We start from the raw sequence: 20,869 nt of genomic DNA, 5'->3' as shown, positions 1-20,869 counted from the left end.
AAAAAGGGGCCGAAGCCCCTCTCTCATTTTATCGTATCGGTTGTAACTACCGAATAAGCTGAATCCATCCTTTGGTTGTAACAGGCTCACTTTCACGGGCCAGCGTCTTGAAACTCACTTTGGCCTGATAGAAATATGTTCCCGTGGGCAGTTCCTGTCCGTCGGTTGTTTTGCCATCCCAATTGAGGGCGGGGGTATTGGTTTCAAACACTTTTACTCCCCAACGATTGTAGACCACAAACGTGATAGATTCCACAAAAATGGAGCAGGTAAGCGGGATGAATAAATCATTTTTGCCGTCGCCGTTGGGCGTAAATACGTTGGGAACCCTAAAATCCTCACAGTTATTATTACAAACTACGTTGCTGCGGGTACTTTCTGACCCAAAACGGGAGATAGCCGTCACGTAATAACAGCCCGCGTACGAATCCAATCCATTGTGTTTGAAGGTGGTTACAGGCACGGTGGTTTGCCCAACACGCTTGAAGTCATCTTCGGGATAACGCGCAAAATATACATTATAGCTTGCCACGGCGGCGCAGGGCTGATTAGCCGAATTGGTAGCAGGAGAAGTCCAGTTGAGGGTGTTACTGACCGTTTCGGGACAAGCCCCGCCCGAAACCGTTGCACAATCCAATACATCCAATTTTAACTCGGGAGGGCAAGGTTTGGTGCTATCAGATGGAACACCACAGGCAATTTGTGAGAAATTGAACAATTGTCCGACCCGAATTCGTGGGCTGTCGTATGTACCGACGGTTTCGACCCGATAACAGTATGTGGAATCAGTCGATAACTTCTTGGAGACATCACCATCGGCCAAAAAGCGGTCGGTTCCATCGTCTATGTAGGTAAAGGTATTCGGCCCTTGCACCGACACTTCGGCAATCAGGTTAAACGTACCCGGGCGCTCACGGTTTTCACGGTACACGCGGTGCCGCTGGTTTTCGTTCCGCCAAGGCACAATCGCCTGCCAGTTGAGGCGTAATCCCTGCGACGCCGGCGACACATCCAACCGCACGCTGCTGGCAGGCTCCGTCGTTCCTAAGCTCGTCAAAGTACCATTGAGCGTATGAAAAAACTCCAACCGATAGCGGTAGCCGTTGAGGGAAGTATTCAAACCCCGATCTACATAAATCGTATCGGCATTGGGTTGGAGGGTCGTGTTGATGGTTGCGATAACGGTATAATTCGTTCCATTCAATCCCGTTGCCCGAGAAAGTCGGTATTGGTACGGCCCAGGCACATCACCCGGAGCAAACGGTGGCCGCGTCCACTTTACGGTAATTACGCCGCGCGTGTCGCTGGTCGTGTCCACGGTTACATTGGTCAACACTGGAATTTGAGCGGGCAAATCCAAACAAGTTTCGTCCGAAAGCGGGCTGTTTCCTCCCTGCGGCAAGGCATAAACGACCCGAATCCGATAACTGTACTGAACTCCTCCCCGACGAAGCCCCATTCCGTTGTTGTCGTCCGTAAAAGTTGTAGTAGCTGCTGGTACACGACCGATTTCGGTATAACCCAACGCCAACGGGTCGCCGGGATTGGTACAGGCACTAAATGTACCGCCCGTACAACCTTCTTTGCGATAAATGGCAATTTGTGCGCCGGGCAATTGACACAGATATGACGTCCAAGTCAACGTAAAGCCCGGAACCGCCCCTGTCGAAACCCGCGCCGCAAGCCCAGTGGGTTTGGGGGCCACCACCCGAATCGAAAACGACTCCAACGAGGCCAATTGCAGGCTCATCCTACCGGGTAAATCTTCTACTTTAAACACAACATCGTAAGGAGCTTCCCTCACATGGTTACAGTTGGTCAGCCAACGGAAAGTACCCACCGCTGGCGAACTTAGGGGCGTGGTGGGTGATGGCGTAAACGTAGCGAACGCTGGGGCAACAAATGATTGCTCAGAAGCGGGAATGGGTTTTCCATCGGGCCCTACGTTAAACACCCCGCCATAGGCAGAAAGCACCATTCGGTTATTATCGGGGTCGGTTGCCCGTACAGTTTGAGTCACGGTTTGTCCTGCTTCAACGCAAGTGTTGGCAATGGGGTCGAGCAGCGGCCTTCGGTTGGGACTGTCGCCCACCACAATCTGCATATCCCGTACTACTTCCCCGATTTTAACCCCATCACGCCATTCTTCAATGATAAAGGCTACGTTATAAATACCCGCAAAGGCGGGTGCATCCCAACATAAATCGCCGGTGATGGGATTGATAGTAAAAGTAGCAGGGCCATTTTTTAATTCATTTTGAGCGTCAGGAATCAATCCTAAGGCAGGATCACGGTAGCCATCAGCCACCCTGTTAATGCAAGTCCCGGGTTCGCCGCGTTTGGGGGTCGAAAGTCGATAAGCCAAGCTGTCGCCATCGGCATCAAATGCGGCTGGATTGTGGCAAAATTTCTGTCCGATGCGCGCCGAATCCAAGGGTGGATTGAGCATCACTGGCGTTTTGTTCAAACCCAACGACGCATTAATCACCAAAATCGTTTCTACGTAAAAAGGGACATTGACAGAATTAGTCAAATTGACCACCCCGTCATTACGGTTTTCTATCCCCACCGAAATAACATATACACCGGGCGAAGAAAAAGTAAAATTAGCCTTGAAGGTATTGGCTGAAGTAGAGTTGGTAATGGCCTGTCTGCCCGTTCGCATCGCCAATAAAGTTGAACCTGCTCCCCCGACAAACGGGCGGATACAAAAGGTTACATCGTTTTGCCCGTCACTGGCCATACGCCCCCCAATTTCGTCGTGGTAGGTGGTAAGCAAAATTTCGTAGGTTAAATCTTTGTCGGTTAATCTTTTGGCCGTGATTTCACCTGCGCGAACGTGGGTTGCGTAAGAATAGTATGTGCTGAAGACGCACAACAGAAAAAATAGAGAACGTAGAGTCAAATGCCTCATCGGTAGTAAAATATAAAATGGGGTCAAAAATACCTTGAAGTTAGGTCGTCGCATATTATCAATTAAAAAACGAAATATTTGCTCAAATGGTGTAAAAATTATTTGTTTTTAAAAGTAGGGGCATTTTTCTGATTCGTTTTTCGGTTTTTTATCAAACAAAAAATCTACACACAAGGTTAAAAAAACAAGCTTTAAATATCACTCGTTCTTTAGCAAAAAAAGTTGTACTTTAGATTGTTTCTAAATTGATTGAGACCTACTTTTGACCGCTGAAAACAGTATAATTTATCGTTTTAATTTAACATTTTTTGATATGTCTTGGCTTACCCAAACACTGACAAGCTCCATTGGCAAAAAATTAGTCATGGCGTTGACTGGCTTGTTTTTGTGCTCTTTTTTAATTGTCCACATGAGTGGGAACCTGCAATTATTTAAACAGGACGATGGCTTGGCTTTTAACGTCTACGCCGTTTTTATGACCACCAATCCGCTCGTCAAAACCATCTCGTACGGTTTATACGCACTGATTTTATTGCACGCCTTCGAAGGCTTGTATCTTGCGTACCAAAACCGTCTGGCTCGGGGAGCGCAACGCTATGTAGCCTACGACGGAAAAGCCAACAGCTCGTTGTTTTCGCGTAACATGGCCGTTTTAGGGACCGTTTTGTTGGTATTTATCGTGGTACACATGTCCAACTTCTGGTTTGAATATAAGTTTGGATATGTTCCCTACACCCAATACGAACAAAACCTAGTAACGGGCGAAGTAACCGCAACGCCTTACGAAGGGGAAATCAAGAACAAACTGGAAGAATTTGTCCGTGAAGAAAGCAACACCCGCGTTGTCATCGTTAAAGATTTGTACCGCAGCGTGTTGGAAGGCTTCAAAAACCCCATCGTGGTTTTATTCTACGTTCTTTCCATGTTTGCGGTATCGTTCCACTTGGTACACGGCTTCAAAAGTGCATTCCAAACCTTGGGTATCAACCACATCAAGTACAATTCACTACTTACCTTTTTAGGGGTGGGAGTGTTCGGAATCATTATCCCGATTGGTTTTGCTTTGATGCCTTTGTATTTTTTCTTTAAAAGTATGTAAATGAAGGGGTTTGGGTTATGGTGTATTCAGCCCAATGCCTCGCTAACGATTAACAATTCACAATTCACTTTTATATGGCAACCTCACCCAAATTGAACGCCAAAATTCCCGACGGGCCGTTGGAAACCAAGTGGACAAAATACCGTTCCACCGTTCCGCTCGTCAACCCAGCTAACAAGCGAAAACTGGAAATTATCGTAGTAGGAACGGGTCTTGCAGGTGCTTCGGCAGCTGCTACTCTGGCCGAGCTGGGGTATTCAGTAAAAGCTTTTTGTTTTCAGGATTCAGCCCGTCGTGCGCACTCTATTGCGGCGCAAGGGGGAATCAATGCCGCTAAAAACTACCAAAACGACGGTGACTCAACCTACCGTTTATTTTATGATACGATTAAAGGAGGTGACTACCGCGCCCGCGAGAGCAATGTGTACCGTTTGGCAGATGTGTCGGCGGGAATCATTGACCAATGCGTAGCGCAGGGCGTGCCTTTCGCCCGTGAATACGGCGGTTTGCTTTCAAACCGTTCTTTTGGAGGAACGCAGGTGCAACGTACATTCTACGCGGCTGGACAAACTGGACAGCAGTTGTTGTTGGGCGCTTATTCGGGCCTTCAGCGTCAGGTGGGTTTGGGGGCTGTCAAAATGTACACCCGTCATGAAATGCTCGACGTGGTGGTGATTGACGGTAAATGCCGTGGAATCATTGCCCGTAACTTGGTTACTGGCGAAATCGAACGTCATTCTGCTCATGCAGTACTCCTTTGCAGTGGTGGATACGGAAACGTTTTTTACCTTTCGACCAACGCAATGGGTTCCAACGTTACGGCGGCTTGGAAAGCGCACAAAAAAGGTGCGTTTTTCGGTAACCCTTGCTTCACACAAATTCACCCTACCTGTATTCCAGTTTCTGGCGACCATCAGTCTAAACTGACGCTCATGTCGGAGTCGTTGCGGAATGACGGACGGATTTGGGTTCCTAAAAAACAAAATGACACGCGTCCTGCCAATCAAATTCCCGAGGAAGAGCGTGATTATTACCTTGAGCGTCGTTATCCTGCGTTCGGAAACCTCGTGCCCCGTGACATTGCCTCCCGTGCCGCCAAAGAGCGTTGCGATGCAGGTTATGGTGTAGGAACTTCCAAAATGGCGGTTTATCTCGATTATGCGGCGGCTATCGAGCGTTACGGCAAAGGAGAAGTAAACAAACTTAACCTTCATGACGCCACTCCCGAAAAAATCACTGAACTCGGCAAGGCCGTAGTAAAAGAAAAATACGGTAACCTGTTTGACATGTACCAGCAGATTACGGGTGAAGATCCATATGAAGTACCGATGCGTATTTATCCAGCAGTACACTACACGATGGGTGGTCTTTGGGTCGATTATAACTTGATGACAACGGTACCCGGTCTGTACGCCCTTGGAGAAGCCAACTTCTCTGACCACGGCGCCAACCGCCTCGGAGCCAGCGCATTGATGCAGGGCTTGGCCGATGGTTATTTCGTTATTCCTTACACCATTGGTTCGTATCTCGCCAACGAAATCCGCACTACGCACATTTCTACTGATCAGGCGGAATTTGTAGAAGCCGAAAACAAAGTCAAAGAGCGTATCACAAAACTGCTTTCTATCAAAGGAAAAACATCTCCTGAAGTATTCCACAAACGCCTCGGCAAAATCATGTGGGATAAATGCGGAATGGCCCGTAATGAAGCAGGTTTGAAAGAAGCCATCAAAGAAATTCAAGCGTTGAAAAAAGAGTTTTGGGCGGATGTGAAAGTAATGGGTGATGCCGACGAATTCAACCCCGAGCTTGATAAAGCTGGCCGCGTAGCTGACTTCATCGAACTGGGCGAATTGATGTGTACCGATGCCCTCAACCGTAACGAATCATGCGGCGGCCACTTCCGTGAAGAATATCAAACCGAAGAAGGAGAAGCCCTTCGTGACGATGAAAACTACATGTTTGTATCGGCGTGGGAGCACAAAGGCGAAAGCGCATGGGAGCTTCATAAAGAGGATTTGATATACGATAACATCAAAATCGCGCAGCGGAGTTACAAATAATAACCCCTTTGTCACCCTGGAAAGATCTAAAAGTACAATCAACGCTATTTTTAGATGCTTTCAGGCTGACAATAATTATCCCCAAAAAAGATGTCAGCAGGAAATATGAATCTGACCCTCAAAGTGTGGCGTCAGAAAAATAAAAAAGATTCGGGTCGAATCGCGACCTATCAATTGGCGGGTATCTCCCCCGACATGTCGTTCTTGGAAATGTTCGACGTACTAAACGAACAACTCATCAACGAAGGACAAGAGCCAGTTGCATTTGACCATGACTGCCGCGAAGGTATTTGTGGGATGTGCTCAATGTACATCAACGGGCGTCCGCACGGCCCCAAAGGTGCCGTGACCACCTGTCAACTTCACATGCGCAGCTTCAACGACGGCGATACCATCGTGGTGGAGCCGTGGCGCGCCAAAGCATTCCCTGTCATTAAAGATTTAGTGGTTGACCGTTCGGCCTTTGACCGTATTCAATCGGCGGGCGGGTATATCTCGGTCAATACTGGAAATGCCCAGGATGCCAACAGTATTCCAATTCCGAAAGACCGCGCCGACGAAGCATTTGAAGCCGCCGCTTGTATCGGTTGCGGAGCGTGCGTAGCTGCCTGCAAAAACGCCTCGGCCATGCTGTTCGTTTCGGCGAAGGTTTCTCAACTGTCTCTTTTACCACAAGGTCAACCAGAACGCAAATTGCGCGTTGAACGCATGGTAGCTCAGATGGATGAAGAAGGATTTGGCTCATGTACCAACACGGGTGCTTGCGCCGCAGAATGTCCTAAAGAGATTCCGCTCGAACACATTGCTCGCCTCAACCGCGAATATTTAGGCGCGAAACTGACTTCGGAACGCGTTTAATTGCAATAAAACAACCTCAATAAAGTGTCTGTCGGTTTGGGTTAGCCCATTCAAAATCGGCAGACGCTTTTTTTATGGGATTTTTCAACCATGTTATCCTATCTTTCACAACCCTACCCGCTCAATACCCTTCTGACAAGAAACTGGTTTCTGACCTCTGCGGGCACGGGTACATTTATTGCCGTTTTTCTTATCCTTTTTCAACCCTTCGGCTCTGCTGGATGGCACGACCCGTATAAGCTGGCTATTCTAGCAGGTTACGGAGGTGTCACGTTTGTTTGCCTAGCGGGTATCAGTTTAATCATTCCTCGTTTATTCAGAAATTGGACAGCAGAAAGCCACTGGACGATTGGTAGAGAAATTGTCGGAATCCTGTTTATTTTAACCGTTATCGCCGCTGGAAACCTGCTCTACAGCCAATGGATGTTCAACAATACGTTCTCTCTGAGCGGCTTTTTATTATGGCTTGGCATTACAATGTCGATTGGCATAATTCCTACCACGGTGCTTACCCTGCTTAATCATAGCCGACTTTTACGAAAATATACCACGGAATCGTTGAGGGTAAAAAATGAAAACGAAGTTCATGAAAAGGCCAATGTACAGGGTTCAACCATTACCCTCGTTGCCGAAAATGAGAAAGATTCACTGACGGTAGCAGTCGATGAATTGCTGTTTATTGAGTCGGCCAACAATTATTCGGAAGTCGTATTTTGGCAAGGTCAAAAACACCAAAAAGTATTGATAAGAAGTAGCCTGAGCCGCCTTGAAGAACAAATTTCTCACGGAGATGTGATACGCTGTCATCGCTCATTCATCGTCAATTTGAGGCAGGTTAACAAAATTTCGGGCAACGCCCAAGGCTATAAATTAGCGCTTCACAACTGGGATACTCCCCTGCCCGTTGCCCGTCGGTATACCGACTTGGTTGCCAACTATTTCAGAAAATAGCCTTGTCATTCATCCCAAAAACGGCCAATCAACCCAAAAAAAGGTCATTCTTCCCAAATCAGGGGCTATTATCCCTTTTTTTTGTCACGTTACTTTTAGGCCACTAGGTTTGTGTCAGTCAAAACACAAACACTCATTCAGTATGAAAGCCCAATTGTATCGCGCAGCAATCAGCAACACCCCTTATCCATTGCTTTTTCTCTTTTCATTACTCCTCTCTTATTTGCCACTACCTGCCCAAACCGCCGAAAAAGACACAACCCTTGAACGCTTGAAAATAAGGACCTCTTTTGCAAAATCATATTTTGGAATTGATGCTTTTTCCACCACGGGAGGCACAACCCAATACGCCACACAAGGCGGTTTAAATTCAGTAAATTTTAGCGGAACCACCTCCCCCCGAATCTTACTTGGCGGTACCCACTTCTGGGGATATGCAGATTTTTACATCGCAATTCCCGTCGCAAAATTGGGTAATCGAGTTCCCAAAGAACTTCAAAATATTTCCTATACCGAAGGGGTAGAAACGGGCTTTCGGGTATTTCCGATGCCAATACAAGAAGGAAAATTACGTCCTTTTGTTGGAATGTCGCTCAAAGGCATAAGTTTTGCCCAAATTTCCAATGAACCGAATAAAACATACAAAACAGTTCCTTCGGTGGCAAAAATCAAATTTCCCTTTCAGGCAGGCTTGGTCTATGCGCGCCCCAAAGTACTGTTTCAGGCGGGTATTAACTATCAGAAAAACACCGATTATCTATACCCTATTTCCCGTACGGAATACGGCAACCTAAAACTATCCCCTTGGTCATTCAACATTGGGTTGAGTTATTGGATTAATACAAACGGAGGGCTTGCTTCAAAAGGCGGCGAGCGCTACATGAAAACAGGGGTGCGTAAATTGAACGCCAAAAATCGGTTGAATTGCTGGTACTTCGGCATTGGCCCTTCAAGCTCGTTTGAATTCAGCAAATCTGAATACGTCAAAGAAAAATACCCATTTTTGAAACAATCTAGCCCCGGAACGCTGATGCCCGACATCGCCGCTGGTAGGTATATTCACAAAGCCGATATGAACGTGGGAGTATCTTACCGTAAACTTCGTTATGGCTCAAACGGGTACGATGTTAAACTAAACTACGAGCGTAGTTCATATACCTTTGAAATGTACAAATTTTTGGGCGACTACCACGGATTTGTCCCCTATGTAGGTCCGACGCTCGCCTACGAAGCGTTAGCCTTTACCGATACCGACGGCGGCAATGTTCAAACTTTTAAAGCAAAAAAATTGGCCCTTGGCGTCATTTTTGGTTGGGATATTCGGATTACCCACGCCGAAACCTGGCTTTTACGTACCAATCTTCGCTATACCCCCAACCTACATTTAAAAGCAGAAGGCAAGAAAGTAATGTTTGACCAATTGGAGTTCAATTTCATTCAGTTCGTGTGGTTTGTGGGTAGAAACAAAGCCCTGAAAGGATAAATTCTCTTCAACAAAACGGTCGGAAATACAATGAATTAATCGCTATCAAAATTGTTTTTTGCTGAGCAGCTATTACCGCCCATTTTGTATTTCAATCCCCAAAGTGTCAATTAAAAGTCAGAAATAGTATCTTTAACTACGGCATCAATAAGATAAATAAAAAAAATACATCCCATTTTAAATGTCATATTGTACTTTTAGGGATATTTGACATACATTTATGAATTAATTTACCCTACCCAATCTAAATATTGCTTTTTATGGATACTATTCATTATTTCGCAAACTCACGAGATGAGCAGGATTATGTCTCACATTCCGAAATTGACAATGACTATTTTCTTCAACTTAAAGCCGAGCAAGCCCTCGTTGAGGCCATGAATTGGCATGGTGGAAAGATTGCAAAATACCGATTTGAGGTAAATGTCCTCCCCAAATCTTCTAAGCTGGGAATAAACAACGGAAGAATCTGGAAACTCCGAATTTGGGAGGGCGAAAAAGGGATGGCCAAAGGCAGTGTTGCCAATTATGACCGAGAATGGCAGCTCTCCCCTTCAAAAGAGTTAGAGCCTCATGTTAGGCGGATTTTAAAATTATACAATTAGCATTTTCAAAAAAAGCCGCTTTTAGAGCGGCTTTTTTTGAAAATGGGCATTTTTAGCAAATGGTTACAATTCAAATGTTTCTTCCTGTTCATCAAAAAACAAATAATTCAGAAACTCACAATACGGCTTGATGAGGCGACAGCCCTTAACAACCTCAGTGGCGAAACCCGGCGAGGTAACCTCCGCATCGGAATATTTATGCATAAAAAATAATTGCTTCCGTTTCAACAGCGCAATGTCTGGGTGGTCGTCGGGGTATCCTTTCGGGGAGCGCTGAAGGGATTCTCCCCAAATTTCGGGGAAATAATCGCGAAATTCGGGGGCTTCAATGATGCTTTTCAGGCTTTGGGGATTAAAGTCAATTTCTTGCCTAAATTTGGCCAAATGCTTAGGCGTTGGGGCCCACATTCCCGCTCCTAAAAAGGATTCCCCTGGCTGGATATGCAGGTAAAAATCGGTACGGCCCGAATGACGCCCACCTGGCCCGATGGCCGCACTAAACCATTGTTTATAAGGCGATTTATCTTTGGAAAAACGGATGTCCCGATTGATGCGAAAAATACAGTCCTTCACTTCGGTGTTGGGCAATGATTCAAACTCACTTACCCCTTTCAGCACAGCGGCCACCAACTGTTCAAGGTCTTTTTTTGAGGTTTCATAACGTTTGCGGTTTTCGGCAAACCAATCACGGTTGTTGTTTTCGGCTAAGTCTATTAAAAAATGTAAGGTTGACTGCGTCAGCATAAGATTTCGTATTTTGCCTTAAAAATAGCAATTTTGCACCGCTTCGCAGGAAGAAGTACTGTAAACTACAAAAAATGTCACGAATTTTAACGGGTATTCAAAGCAGCGGCAAACCGCACCTTGGCAATATTTTGGGCGCTATTTTGCCCGCCATTCAACTTTCCGAACAGACCGGAAATGAGTCATTTTTGTTCATTGCCGATTTGCATTCCTTAACCACCCTCAAAGATGCCAACACCCTCAAGGACAATATCCGGGCGGTAGCAGCGGCGTGGTTGGCGTGCGGACTGGACACCAAAAAAGTGGTTTTTTATCGCCAATCGCGGGTGGCCGCCTACCATACCGAACTGACTTGGTACTTATCGTGCATTACACCTTACCCCATGCTGGCCAATGCCCACTCGTTCAAAGACAAAGCTGACCGGTTGGCGGATGTCAACGCGGGTCTGTTTGTCTATCCTGTGTTGATGGCTGCCGACATATTGTTGTACGACGCACATTTTGTGCCCGTTGGAAAAGACCAGAAGCAGCACCTCGAAATGACCCGCGACATGGCCGAAAACTTCAATCGTACCTACGGCGAAACTTTTGTGGTGCCCGAGGCCCGCATTGATGAGCGAATGATGGTGATACCCGGCATCGACGGCCAAAAAATGAGTAAATCGTACGGGAATTACATCGATATTTTCTTGCCCGAAAAAGAATTACAAAAAATAACCAAGAAAATCATTTCAGATTCTACGCCGCTGGAGGCTCCCAAAGACCCGGAAAACGACATTACTTTCAAGCTTTTTTCGCTCATTGCCAGCGAATCTGACATCGAAACAATGCGTCAGAATTATCTCAAAGGCGGCTACGGCTACGGACACGCCAAACAGGCTTTGTTTGAAGCACTAAACAGCCGTTTTGGGAAAGAACGTGAGCTTTTCAATTATTATTACCACGAAAACCCCGAAGCTTTGGAGCAAAAATTGCAGGAAGGCGAAGAAAAAGCCCGCGCCGTTGCGGCAAAAAAAATAGCTGATGTTCGCCAGAAAATTGGTTTATCTTAGCTCATACTAATCCAGCTTCCCACAAACTGAAGGGGAACCTACATGCTCCATCAAATTCAGGAAATCGACACTCGTATATTTTTAACGCTCAATGGGTTACATACCCCTTGGGCGGATACGATTATGTATTGGGTAACGCAACGAAACACGTGGATACCCCTCTATGCCCTGCTGATTGTCTGGCTGATTTGGAAGTATAACCAACGGGCAGCGGGGATGATTGGCGCGCTGATTCTTACCATTATTATTGCCGACCAAACGGCCTCGGGCTTGCTCAAGCCCTTTTTTGAGCGTCTGCGGCCGTGCCATGTTTTGTATTTACAAGACAAACTTCACTTAGTGGTTGAAGATTGCGGGGGCAGGTATGGGTTTGCCTCCTCCCACGCCGCCAATAGCTTTGGGCTGGCAATGGCGCTGTATTTACTGGTAGGAAAAAAGTACCCTTGGACAACCTGGTTCTTCTTTCCTTGGGCAGTGGCCGTCTCTTACAGCCGTATTTATGTGGGCGTTCATTACCCGTTTGATGTAGTAGTTGGGGCCTGCATTGGAGCGGCGGCGGCATGGATTGCCGTCAAAAGTGTTGAAAGAATCCTCAGGTTACGAAAGAAACCTGCCTAAGATTCCTCAAAAAACATCCCAAACATGAATTCCGTAAAAGAAAAATCCGTACCTTTGCGCAAATTTTTTCAGGGCATGGCCTCATTTAATCCAATAAAAATATTCTCCGGTTCGCAGTCAAATTACTTGGCAGAAAAAGTTGCCCGTCATTACGGGAGAGACTTAGGCGGCTATAGTTTACGTAAATTCAGTGACGGTGAAATGTCTCCCAGCTTCGAAGAATCCATTCGGGGGTGTGACGTTTACTTGATCCAATCGACCTTTAATTCTTCCGAAAATTTCATGGAATTATTGTTGATGATCGACGCCGCCAAACGGGCATCTGCTCACCAAATCACGGCAGTTATTCCTTATTTCGGATACGCTCGTCAAGACCGCAAAGACAAACCAAGGGTACCGATTGCCGCCAAATTGGTTGCAAATTTGCTTACCGCCGCTGGGGCCGAGCAAATCATGACGCTTGATTTGCACGCGGGTGCCATTCAGGGATTTTTTGACATTCCAGTAGTACACCTAGAAGGTACAAGCGTGTTTGTGCCTTACATCAAGAGTCTAGAACTAGACAATCTGGTGGTGGCTTCTCCCGACGTGGGTGGTGCCGCCCGCGCCCGAAACTTTGCAAAGTTTTTCAACGCCGACATTATCCTTTGCGACAAATACCGTAAAAGAGCCAACGAAGTAGCCTCGATGCAGGTAATCGGTGACGTAAAAGACGCCAACGTGGTCTTCATTGATGATTTGATTGATACAGGAGGCACCATTTGCAAAGCCGCTGAGCTCGTAATGAGCAAAGGAGCGAAGTCGGTACGTGCCATTTGTACCCACCCAGTGATGTCAGGCCCCGCCCACGAACGTATTCGTACGTCGATGTTGGAAGAACTGATTGTGACGGATACCATTCCGTTGCGCGAAGAAAATGAAAAAATTAAGGTATTGTCGGTGTCAGAATTATTTGCCAAAGCCATCGGCCGTATCCGTGACCACGAATCTATTAGTTCATTGTTTATAAATCCTGCTTAGCAGGGGTTAATGAGTGATTCATTAGCTATTTTCAAACTATTTTAAATACAAAAATTATGAAAAGTACAGAGATTGTAGGGTTTAAAAGAGCGAATCTCGGCAAGAAAGAAGCACGTGAACTACGCCTTGAAGCAATGGTTCCATGTGTATTGTACGGTGGAGCGGAACAAGTGCACTTTGCTGCACCTATGTACCTCTTCCGTGAACTTCTTTTCTCTCCTAACGTTTACAAAGTGACGTTAAACATCGAAGGTGAAATTCATTACGGAATTTTGCAGGATGTTCAGTATCACCCAGTGAGTGATATCATCCTTCACGCCGACTTTTTGGCCATTGACGATGAAAAAGAAATCAAAATTGAAGTACCTGTCCGTTTTACAGGAACTGCCATTGGGGTAACCAAAGGGGGTAAATTGGTACAGAAATTGCGTAAAATCAAAGTAATCGGGTTGGCAAAAAACATCCCTGATTTCGTTGATGTACCCGTAGGTGATCTTGATTTAGGAAAATCAGTAAAAGTAGGTCACTTAAAAGTAGAAGGATTTAAAATCGTAAACAATGCTTCGCTACCAATCGCGGGTGTTGAAATCCCACGTGCATTGCGCGGTACGTTGAAGTAAGCTTTCCCCATAAAATGGCTAATAGACAAGAAGCCCCGCAAATTGCGGGGCTTCTCTTTTATATACCAGAATTTTAGGCTACAAATTAGGCCGTTACGGGCAATTGAGCTTTCAATTTGTCTTCCAATACTACCTGTGGTACTGCGCCTACAACACGGTCTACTACCTCTCCATTTTTGAAAAACAACAAAGTTGGAATGCTGCGAATACCGAATTTCATGGCTGTTTCGGGGTTCATATCCACATCTACTTTTCCGATAACTGCCTGTCCTTCATACGATTCTGCGAGTTTTTCTACTACTGGGCCTACCATGCGGCAAGGTCCGCACCATTCTGCCCAAAAATCTACCAAAACTGGTTTATCTGAACCTGCGACCAAGTCGCCAAAGTTTGCGTCTGTAATTTCGACTGCCTTTCCCATTGTATTATTGATGACCGGGTCGCCGGTACGATTAGTGAATGATTGTATTTAGTGAAGAAACCATTTTGCCCCCGGCAAAAGTTCCCAAACTTTAAAATCGACAATCTTCCTAAACAGCCTAATGGGGTTCGGGATGCTCTATCGAAAGCGCTACAGATTCCGCACTTACCCGTGCCCCACGCGCCTGTAACGCTTTGGCGTAGGCGTTATAAACAAACCCCACAATATTGCCGTCGTTAAACGGAAAAATCAATGAACTATTTTTGTATTGAAGGGCATTGACAAACAACACACAGGTGAGGTTATTGGGAAATTTGACCCATATCGTACGAAGTCCACGTCCGGCAGGAGTAAGCACTTCGTACCACCAACCATCATGGTAGACCATCGTGCCAAGATTTGAGGTGGCTTTATAACAACCTAAGTTCTTCACTATCAGCGAGTCAGCCAAGGCGGGTGTAAGCACTTCATTGGTACCCGACGACAACGCCGATGCGTAGATTTTACCCGCTTCGGTCGCGGTCAGATACATGCCGTAGGCCCCAAGAACGAGCCCGAAACCACCCGGATTCCAGCCTCTTTGGTCGGCGGTTAGGGGAAAGTTGTAGGTGTATGTGGGATTATTGGCGGGAAAAGACGCGATGGCATTTTGAATACCCACTTTTTCAAAAATTTCCTGCTGTAAAAAAGCCAAATAGCGCTGTTGGGTTTGGGCGTCGTCTGTGGCGTCATTGCCCGTAAAAGCATAGCCCAAAATACGGGGAATTAATATCCTAAATAGTCCAAAATTAGCATTTTGGTAGCAGTAATTTCCGCGCGAAGTCACCCCCAATGCCATCAAACTTTTTAGGCCAGCATATATATTTTCACCGTAAGCGCCGTTCAGACACGAACCACCCAGCCCCCTTATTCCGCTTTTATGGGTTAATAAATCACCAAAAGTAATTTTATCAATCCCCGCTCCTAGCTTCCATGAAGTAGGCAAATAGGGTGCAATTAAATCGCTGGTTTTCAAACCTTTTTGGGAAGCCGCTTTCAAAAAAGCCATTGCCGTAATCGTCTTGGTCATGCTGGCAATATGCAGCTTTGTATCGGGGGTAAAGTCCTTTTGCCCTTCGGGGTCAGCCATGCGGGATTGAAACCCGCCGCTTCCGTCAGCCTTCAATTCCGTTCCCTCATAAATCGTAAAAGCGTAACCTACTCCCCTATTTTGAAGCGTATCTTCCAGTTTTTGGGCAAACAAATCAGGTAAAGTTGCCGTCAGTGGTTCTGGCTCCGTTTCGCGGCAACTATAGACGCCAAGCGTTATCGTCACCACGACGAAGCTGAGTGATTGAAAAAGTGTTTTTGTTTTTTTCACGTTGCTGTTTTTCATAGATTTTTACAATCCTGCCGTTGATTTTATCTGCCCTATTAATTCTTCCGTGGGCAAATGTGCATCCAACCAATGAATGACCAAACCATCCCGTTCCATTTTTCTAAAAAAAGTCATCTGTCGTTTGGCAAATTGGTGAATCGCTACGTTTAAACGCTCAACCATCGTACCATAATCTAACAAACCGAGGAGATATTGGGCAATAAATTTATATTCCAATCCGTAATAAATCAATTGCTCAGCCGAAATGCCACGTTTTAACAGCGCCTGTACTTCATCAATCATTCCATTTTGCAATCGTTCATGTAGGCGGCGGGTAATGCGGGCCCGCCGCTCCTCTACGGGCAGCGAAAGTCCAAATAAATGATAATCAGGAAGAACTATCTTCGTATTTGACGAACTAGGAAAGGGATGATGGGTGAGAAAAACCGCAATTTCAATGGCCCGAATGAGGCGCTTTCGGGTGGACGTATCGGCCAAATGTGCATACTCAGAAGGGGTATTTTTAAAATATTCCCGCAATTCTTCGTCCGATAATTGCTGAAGTTTTTCGCGAAATTCTTCATCAATGGGTATCGCCGTAAACTGATGTTCTTTCAACACCGCTTCGATGTACAACCCTGTGCCCCCACAAATAATCGGCAGTCGATTTCTAGCCTCAATCTCCGCAATGGCTTCGTAACAATCCTGCTGAAAACGGTGAACATTGTACATTTCACCCGCCTCTAGCACGTCTATCAAATGGTAAGGTATCTGCTGATTATGAACCACATACTCTTTCAAATCCTTCCCCGTCCCGATGTCCATTCCTTTGTAAACTTGACGCGAATCAGCACTGATAATTTCCCCCTCCAACGCATACGCCAACTGAGTTGCCAAGTGGGTTTTGCCGCAGGCCGTGGGTCCGAGAATGACAATGATTGGCTTCATTTTGGGTTCTTTAGAAGGTCAAGCAAATACTTTATGTTGCCCGAATTATAAACTTTTACGGCATTTTCAAGCTTACTTTCGGGCGTTGTGTATTCCCGCTCAAAGGTTTCAGGATTAACCAAAAACGCCTGAGGGGGCGTTGTTCCAAGCCGTTCAAAACCCAGTCGTTCGTAGCTTTGTCCGTTGGACCAATCACGGTCAGCGTAGGTCATAATGTCGTCGGGATGCACTTCTTTGATAAACGCTTTTAACAATTTATCCAACCCACCCACGACCGTTGCGTCCAACACATTGGCAAAACGAATCAACTCAAACGAACGGTATGTTTGTGCGTTTCTAGGGATATTTTTTCCGCCACTAAAAGACGCCACCGCAACAAGAAGCGAAGCCGGTTCAGGCCTGAGCAGTGAAAAATCAGGTTTTTCAGTCCATTTTTCCAATACCCTGAAATAACGTTGTGGCAAAAAAAGGCCGTACTTATACTTCGCCGTGGTCGAAACCTGCAAATGGTTGATTTTTAGAAAGGCATCCAAGGTCGGCTTGTCGATTCGTCGCACTTCCGTCAAGCGGGCAGGGATTCGATACGAGCACCCAAATAATGACCTCAATCTTGACTGCACGACTCCTTTTTTTGCTCGCCACACATCTTCCCAAATGTGAACCACTTTTATGCCCATGGCCGCCCACGCATCAGATACGCTTACGAAGGTGTCTGGGGAAGTCACTGATAACCCTTTTTTGAGCGGAACGCAGTGAATAATAAGGCGTTGATTAGAGAAAAAGAAGTACGAAAAGGGCATTTCAATCGAAACTGGCGGTGCTTCTATCTCCGCCAAAGTACGTAGAAAATCGGCTATTTCACGGGTAAACGGCGGGGTTGATTCCAAAGGAAATTGGTTAATTTTTCAAGAACATACGTTAGATAAAACGTTCTTCAACTTTTTATAATAAGTTGATATTTTTATCCCAAAATCAGCACTGCAAATCGGTCAAAACAAGTCGGGATTAATGACAAAAATAACATGGTTTCGGATAAGTGGCTTGAAAATAAAACAATTATTATCATCGGGGGAACCACCGGGCTGGGATTATCGGCGGCAAAGGCATTTGTAGCGCAGGGCGCAAACGTGGTGGTGGTCGGAAGAAACCCTGATAGCTGCGCCGAAGCCGAAAAAATATTGGGAAAAACAAGAGCCACCGCTATCCAAGGCGACGCCACTGACCCACTTACGGCCGACAATGCCATTCAAAAAGGAATTCAAACCTACGGTGGCTTCGATGGATTGTACCACGTAGCCGGCGGCAGCGGGCGCAAATACGGTGACGGGCCATTGCACGAACTGTCGTTGGAAGGTTGGAACAAAACATTTGAACTGAACCTTACGTCGCTGATGCTTTCCAATCAGGCAGCTATCCGTCAGTTTTTAAAACAAAATACGGGCGGGAGTATCCTCAACATGGGCTCGGTGTTGGGCTACTCCCCTTCCCCCAAATACTTTGTCACGCACGCTTATGCCGCTACCAAATCGGCCATTATCGGGTTTTCTCAATCCATTGCGGCTTATTACGCCCAAAACAACATTCGCATCAATGTATTGGCCCCAGCTTTGGTCGAAACGCCCATGAGTCAGCGCGCCTCCAAAGATGAGGTTATTCTCAATTTTGTTAAAACAAAACAACCACTGGATGGCGGACGAAACGGACAACCCACTGATTTAGACGGGGCTGCGGTGTATTTCATGTCCGATTATTCAACATTTACCACGGGACAAATTTTATCGGTCGACGGCGGCTGGTCCATTTCTGAAGGACAATATTGACTATGTATATCATCGGAATAGATCTTGGTGGCACCAACGTAAAAGGAATCATCATTGACGAAAAGGGGACCGTTTTGAAACAACATTACGTGGCAACACAAGACAATGGCGACACCACTTGGCGCGTAAATGTGTTGGAAATGGTGCTTTACCTCAAAAATTGGTTGCAGGAGCCGGTGGCGGCCATCGGAATGTCAGCCCCAGGCCTGCCTGACGAGCAGAATCAATGCATTGCTTTTCTGCCCAATCGTCTGAACGGGCTGGAAAATTTCATTTGGAGCAATTACCTAGGTGAAACCAGTTACATCCTTAACGACGCCCATTCGGCATTGATGGCCGAAGCAACTTTTGGCGTGGCAAAAGGGCATAAAAATGTCGTTTTATTAACCCTCGGTACAGGAATCGGCGGCGGCCTACTCATCAACGGACAATTGTATCAGGGGCTTAGTCAAATGGCGGGGCATTTGGGGCACTTGTCGCTCAATGCCACCGACGACGAAGTCAGTATCGTAGGAATGCCCGGCAGTTTGGAATATGCCATCGGCAATTATTCCGTTGCCAAACGCTCCAAAGGGCGTTTTGAATCGACATGGGAGCTGGTAGAAGCCTACCGAAAAGGAGACGCTTGGGCTACGTTGATTTGGCTTTCATCCCTCCAAAAATTAGCCGTGGCACTCAGCTCGCTGGTCAATGCTTTTTCGCCCGAATTGATTGTACTCGCGGGCGGAATCACTTTTGCCGACGATGCCCTTTTTGAACCCCTTAAACAATTTATGGATTTTTATGAATGGCGACCCGGTGGGAAGAAAACGCCCATCGTTCAGGCCGAGTTTGGCGACATGGCTGGGGCCATCGGAGCCGCAGGTTTTGCCATGTCAAAAATCAAAAACACTTTGTAAATCAACAGGAAGATGCAAAATGTTGCGTCTCTACAAAACAAGCGTATATGTCAGTAATACAAGACTTTATCAATAAATCGCGCGGTATTTTAGATACCATTGAAGCGCAGCAACCGCAAATTGAACAGGCTGCGCAATGGTTTGCCGCTTCTATTTTGGCGGGGCGAATGGTCCACGTTTTTGGCAGCGGACACAGCCGAATTATGGTAGAAGAAATGTGGCCTCGCTACGGTTCATTTGCCGGATTTAACCCCATTGTTGAGCTATCCCTTACGTTTCATAATCTCGTCGTAGGGGCCAACGGACAGCGGCAAGCCATGTTTTTAGAGAATGTACCCGGATTTGCCGAGCGCATATTGCGCAATTTTGACCTTTCAGACACCGATACCGCCTTGGTTATTTCCTCTTCGGGCACCAACATTGTTCCCGTAGAAATGGCCGAAATTTTTCAACAACACGGCATCAAAGTCGTGGCATTGGTGACTAGCCTACATTCATCGGCAAGTACTTCCAAACGCGCCGACGGCAAGAAATTGACTGATTTTGCCGATTTAGTGCTCGACACGGGCGCACCCGCCGGCGATGCCATGGTTTATGTACCCAACCTCGACACGCCCGTTGCTCCGGGTAGTACCGTGGGCGGGGCAACGCTCATTAACTGCCTAAAAGCCGAAACCGCCCGCCTCCTGACCGAAGCGGGTCAGCCTCCAAAAGTGCTCAGCGCCGCCGCCGTGGTAGGCACCCAACGGGCGGTAGAGCTTTTTGAAGGGGCTTATGACGAGCACGCTCACCGCATTGCGAAAATGTACGAGAAAGTAGGAATTCCGAGTTATGTCTCTGAAAACAAAACAGTTAAATAGTATTTTCATTCACCCAATGTTAACCATACGCCTAGCCGTAGTAAGCGACCAAGATGCAGTTTGGGAAATTATAGAACCAGTCATTCAAGCGGGTGATACCTACATGTACGCGTCAGATTCTTCCAAAGAAAAAATGATGGGCATCTGGTTTGACCCCGAAAAGTACACGTACGTTGCCGAGAAAGAAGGTCAAATTGTAGGTACTTTTTTCCTAAAAGCCAATCAGCCCGACTTGGGGAGTCACGTAGTAAATGCGGGGTATATGGTTCATCCAGCGTATCGCGGACAGGGCATTGCGGAGCAGTTGTGCCGTTTTTCGTTGGGAGAAGCCCGAAGACTCGGGTTCAAAGCCATGCAGTTCAATTGCGTTATTTCCACCAATACCGTTGCCGTCCGCCTTTGGAAAAAATGTGGCTTTGAAATCATTGGAACATTACCCAAAGCCTTTCAACACAAGGCATTAGGATTGACCGACGCGTACGTAATGTACCAATGGCTAGAGTAGCAATATCGAATGGCAGTATAAAAATTTTCGGG

At 46.4% G+C, this 20,869-nt stretch carries 20 protein-coding genes; 14 read left to right on the top strand and 6 right to left on the bottom strand.

Annotation, left to right across the window (positions count from 1 at the left end; genetic code table 11):
• Positions 1-46: 46 nt before the first annotated feature.
• On the bottom strand, positions 47-2,914 hold the full coding sequence (locus DVG78_RS17265; RefSeq protein ID WP_114462305.1) for a T9SS type B sorting domain-containing protein: 2,868 nt from the start codon (positions 2,912-2,914) through the stop codon (positions 47-49).
• Positions 2,915-3,227: 313 nt separating this feature from the next.
• On the opposite strand from DVG78_RS17265, the gene DVG78_RS17260 reads away from it, so the two are divergent.
• The 6 genes from DVG78_RS17260 to DVG78_RS17235 all read left to right on the top strand — a co-directional run bounded on the left by DVG78_RS17260 (position 3,228) and on the right by DVG78_RS17235 (position 9,973).
• On the top strand, positions 3,228-4,013 hold the full coding sequence (locus DVG78_RS17260; protein WP_114462304.1) for a succinate dehydrogenase cytochrome b subunit: 786 nt from the start codon (positions 3,228-3,230) through the stop codon (positions 4,011-4,013).
• A 74-nt stretch (positions 4,014-4,087) separates the two neighbouring features.
• The gene (locus tag DVG78_RS17255; protein ID WP_114462303.1) at positions 4,088-6,076 is read left to right on the top strand and encodes a fumarate reductase/succinate dehydrogenase flavoprotein subunit; all 1,989 of its coding nucleotides are present in this window, start codon (positions 4,088-4,090) and stop codon (positions 6,074-6,076) included.
• 105 nt (positions 6,077-6,181) lie between these two features.
• Complete coding sequence (locus tag DVG78_RS17250; protein WP_199563269.1) at positions 6,182-6,934, top strand: succinate dehydrogenase/fumarate reductase iron-sulfur subunit; 753 nt, start codon at positions 6,182-6,184, stop codon at positions 6,932-6,934.
• Between the two features lie 90 nt (positions 6,935-7,024).
• The gene (locus tag DVG78_RS17245) at positions 7,025-7,885 is read left to right on the top strand and encodes a LytR/AlgR family response regulator transcription factor (RefSeq protein WP_114462301.1); all 861 of its coding nucleotides are present in this window, start codon (positions 7,025-7,027) and stop codon (positions 7,883-7,885) included.
• Between the two features lie 142 nt (positions 7,886-8,027).
• Positions 8,028-9,368, top strand: coding sequence for a hypothetical protein (locus DVG78_RS17240; RefSeq protein WP_114462300.1), 1,341 nt, complete (start codon positions 8,028-8,030; stop codon positions 9,366-9,368).
• 260 nt (positions 9,369-9,628) lie between these two features.
• On the top strand, positions 9,629-9,973 hold the full coding sequence (locus DVG78_RS17235) for a DUF7678 domain-containing protein (RefSeq protein ID WP_114462299.1): 345 nt from the start codon (positions 9,629-9,631) through the stop codon (positions 9,971-9,973).
• 63 nt (positions 9,974-10,036) lie between these two features.
• Here the strand turns inward: DVG78_RS17235 and DVG78_RS17230 are convergent, their stop codons facing one another.
• Positions 10,037-10,717: a DUF2461 domain-containing protein gene (locus DVG78_RS17230; RefSeq protein WP_199563267.1), complete on the bottom strand. Its 681-nt coding sequence runs from the start codon at positions 10,715-10,717 to the stop codon at positions 10,037-10,039.
• 74 nt (positions 10,718-10,791) lie between these two features.
• Between DVG78_RS17230 and trpS the strand changes: the two genes are divergently transcribed.
• The 4 genes from trpS (at position 10,792) to DVG78_RS17210 (ending at position 14,027) form a co-directional block, all read left to right on the top strand.
• A complete protein-coding gene (gene trpS / locus DVG78_RS17225) occupies positions 10,792-11,769 on the top strand; it encodes a tryptophan--tRNA ligase (RefSeq protein WP_114462298.1) in 978 nt (325 codons plus the stop codon).
• Positions 11,770-11,811: 42 nt separating this feature from the next.
• A complete protein-coding gene (locus DVG78_RS17220) occupies positions 11,812-12,387 on the top strand; it encodes a phosphatase PAP2 family protein (RefSeq protein ID WP_114462297.1) in 576 nt (191 codons plus the stop codon).
• A gap of 75 nt (positions 12,388-12,462) precedes the next feature.
• Positions 12,463-13,407, top strand: a complete 945-nt coding sequence (locus DVG78_RS17215; protein WP_114462363.1) for a ribose-phosphate pyrophosphokinase — start codon at positions 12,463-12,465, stop codon at positions 13,405-13,407.
• A gap of 56 nt (positions 13,408-13,463) precedes the next feature.
• Positions 13,464-14,027 (top strand): 50S ribosomal protein L25/general stress protein Ctc, encoded by a 564-nt coding sequence (locus DVG78_RS17210; RefSeq protein ID WP_114462296.1) that lies wholly within the window; start codon positions 13,464-13,466, stop codon positions 14,025-14,027.
• Positions 14,028-14,112: 85 nt separating this feature from the next.
• Here DVG78_RS17210 and trxA read toward each other — a convergent pair whose 3' ends face one another.
• From trxA to DVG78_RS17190, 4 genes are all read right to left on the bottom strand, one after another.
• Positions 14,113-14,448, bottom strand: a complete 336-nt coding sequence (gene trxA / locus DVG78_RS17205) for a thioredoxin (protein WP_114462295.1) — start codon at positions 14,446-14,448, stop codon at positions 14,113-14,115.
• A 118-nt stretch (positions 14,449-14,566) separates the two neighbouring features.
• On the bottom strand, positions 14,567-15,823 hold the full coding sequence (locus tag DVG78_RS17200) for a serine hydrolase domain-containing protein (RefSeq protein ID WP_114462294.1): 1,257 nt from the start codon (positions 15,821-15,823) through the stop codon (positions 14,567-14,569).
• Between the two features lie 6 nt (positions 15,824-15,829).
• Positions 15,830-16,753 carry a tRNA (adenosine(37)-N6)-dimethylallyltransferase MiaA gene (gene miaA, locus DVG78_RS17195; protein ID WP_114462293.1) on the bottom strand — a complete coding sequence of 308 codons (924 nt, stop codon included), beginning with the start codon at positions 16,751-16,753 and terminating at the stop codon, positions 15,830-15,832.
• The gene (locus DVG78_RS17190; protein WP_114462292.1) at positions 16,750-17,640 is read right to left on the bottom strand and encodes a PDDEXK family nuclease; all 891 of its coding nucleotides are present in this window, start codon (positions 17,638-17,640) and stop codon (positions 16,750-16,752) included. The genes miaA and DVG78_RS17190 overlap by 4 nt, the downstream gene beginning before the upstream one ends.
• A gap of 135 nt (positions 17,641-17,775) precedes the next feature.
• On the opposite strand from DVG78_RS17190, the gene DVG78_RS17185 reads away from it, so the two are divergent.
• From DVG78_RS17185 to DVG78_RS17170, 4 genes are read left to right on the top strand one after another with little or no spacing between them, the layout of a single operon-like run.
• Positions 17,776-18,573: an SDR family NAD(P)-dependent oxidoreductase gene (locus DVG78_RS17185; protein ID WP_114462291.1), complete on the top strand. Its 798-nt coding sequence runs from the start codon at positions 17,776-17,778 to the stop codon at positions 18,571-18,573.
• Positions 18,574-18,575: 2 nt separating this feature from the next.
• A complete protein-coding gene (locus DVG78_RS17180) occupies positions 18,576-19,472 on the top strand; it encodes an ROK family protein (protein WP_114462290.1) in 897 nt (298 codons plus the stop codon).
• Positions 19,473-19,519: 47 nt separating this feature from the next.
• Complete coding sequence (locus tag DVG78_RS17175; protein WP_114462289.1) at positions 19,520-20,332, top strand: sugar isomerase domain-containing protein; 813 nt, start codon at positions 19,520-19,522, stop codon at positions 20,330-20,332.
• 16 nt (positions 20,333-20,348) lie between these two features.
• Positions 20,349-20,837 (top strand): GNAT family N-acetyltransferase, encoded by a 489-nt coding sequence (locus DVG78_RS17170; RefSeq protein ID WP_114462288.1) that lies wholly within the window; start codon positions 20,349-20,351, stop codon positions 20,835-20,837.
• Positions 20,838-20,869 lie beyond the last annotated feature (32 nt).

The organism is Runella aurantiaca (assembly GCF_003339505.1).
Classification (GTDB): Bacteria; Bacteroidota; Bacteroidia; order Cytophagales; family Spirosomataceae; genus Runella; species Runella aurantiaca.
This window is presented reverse-complemented; position numbering and strand designations above follow the sequence as displayed.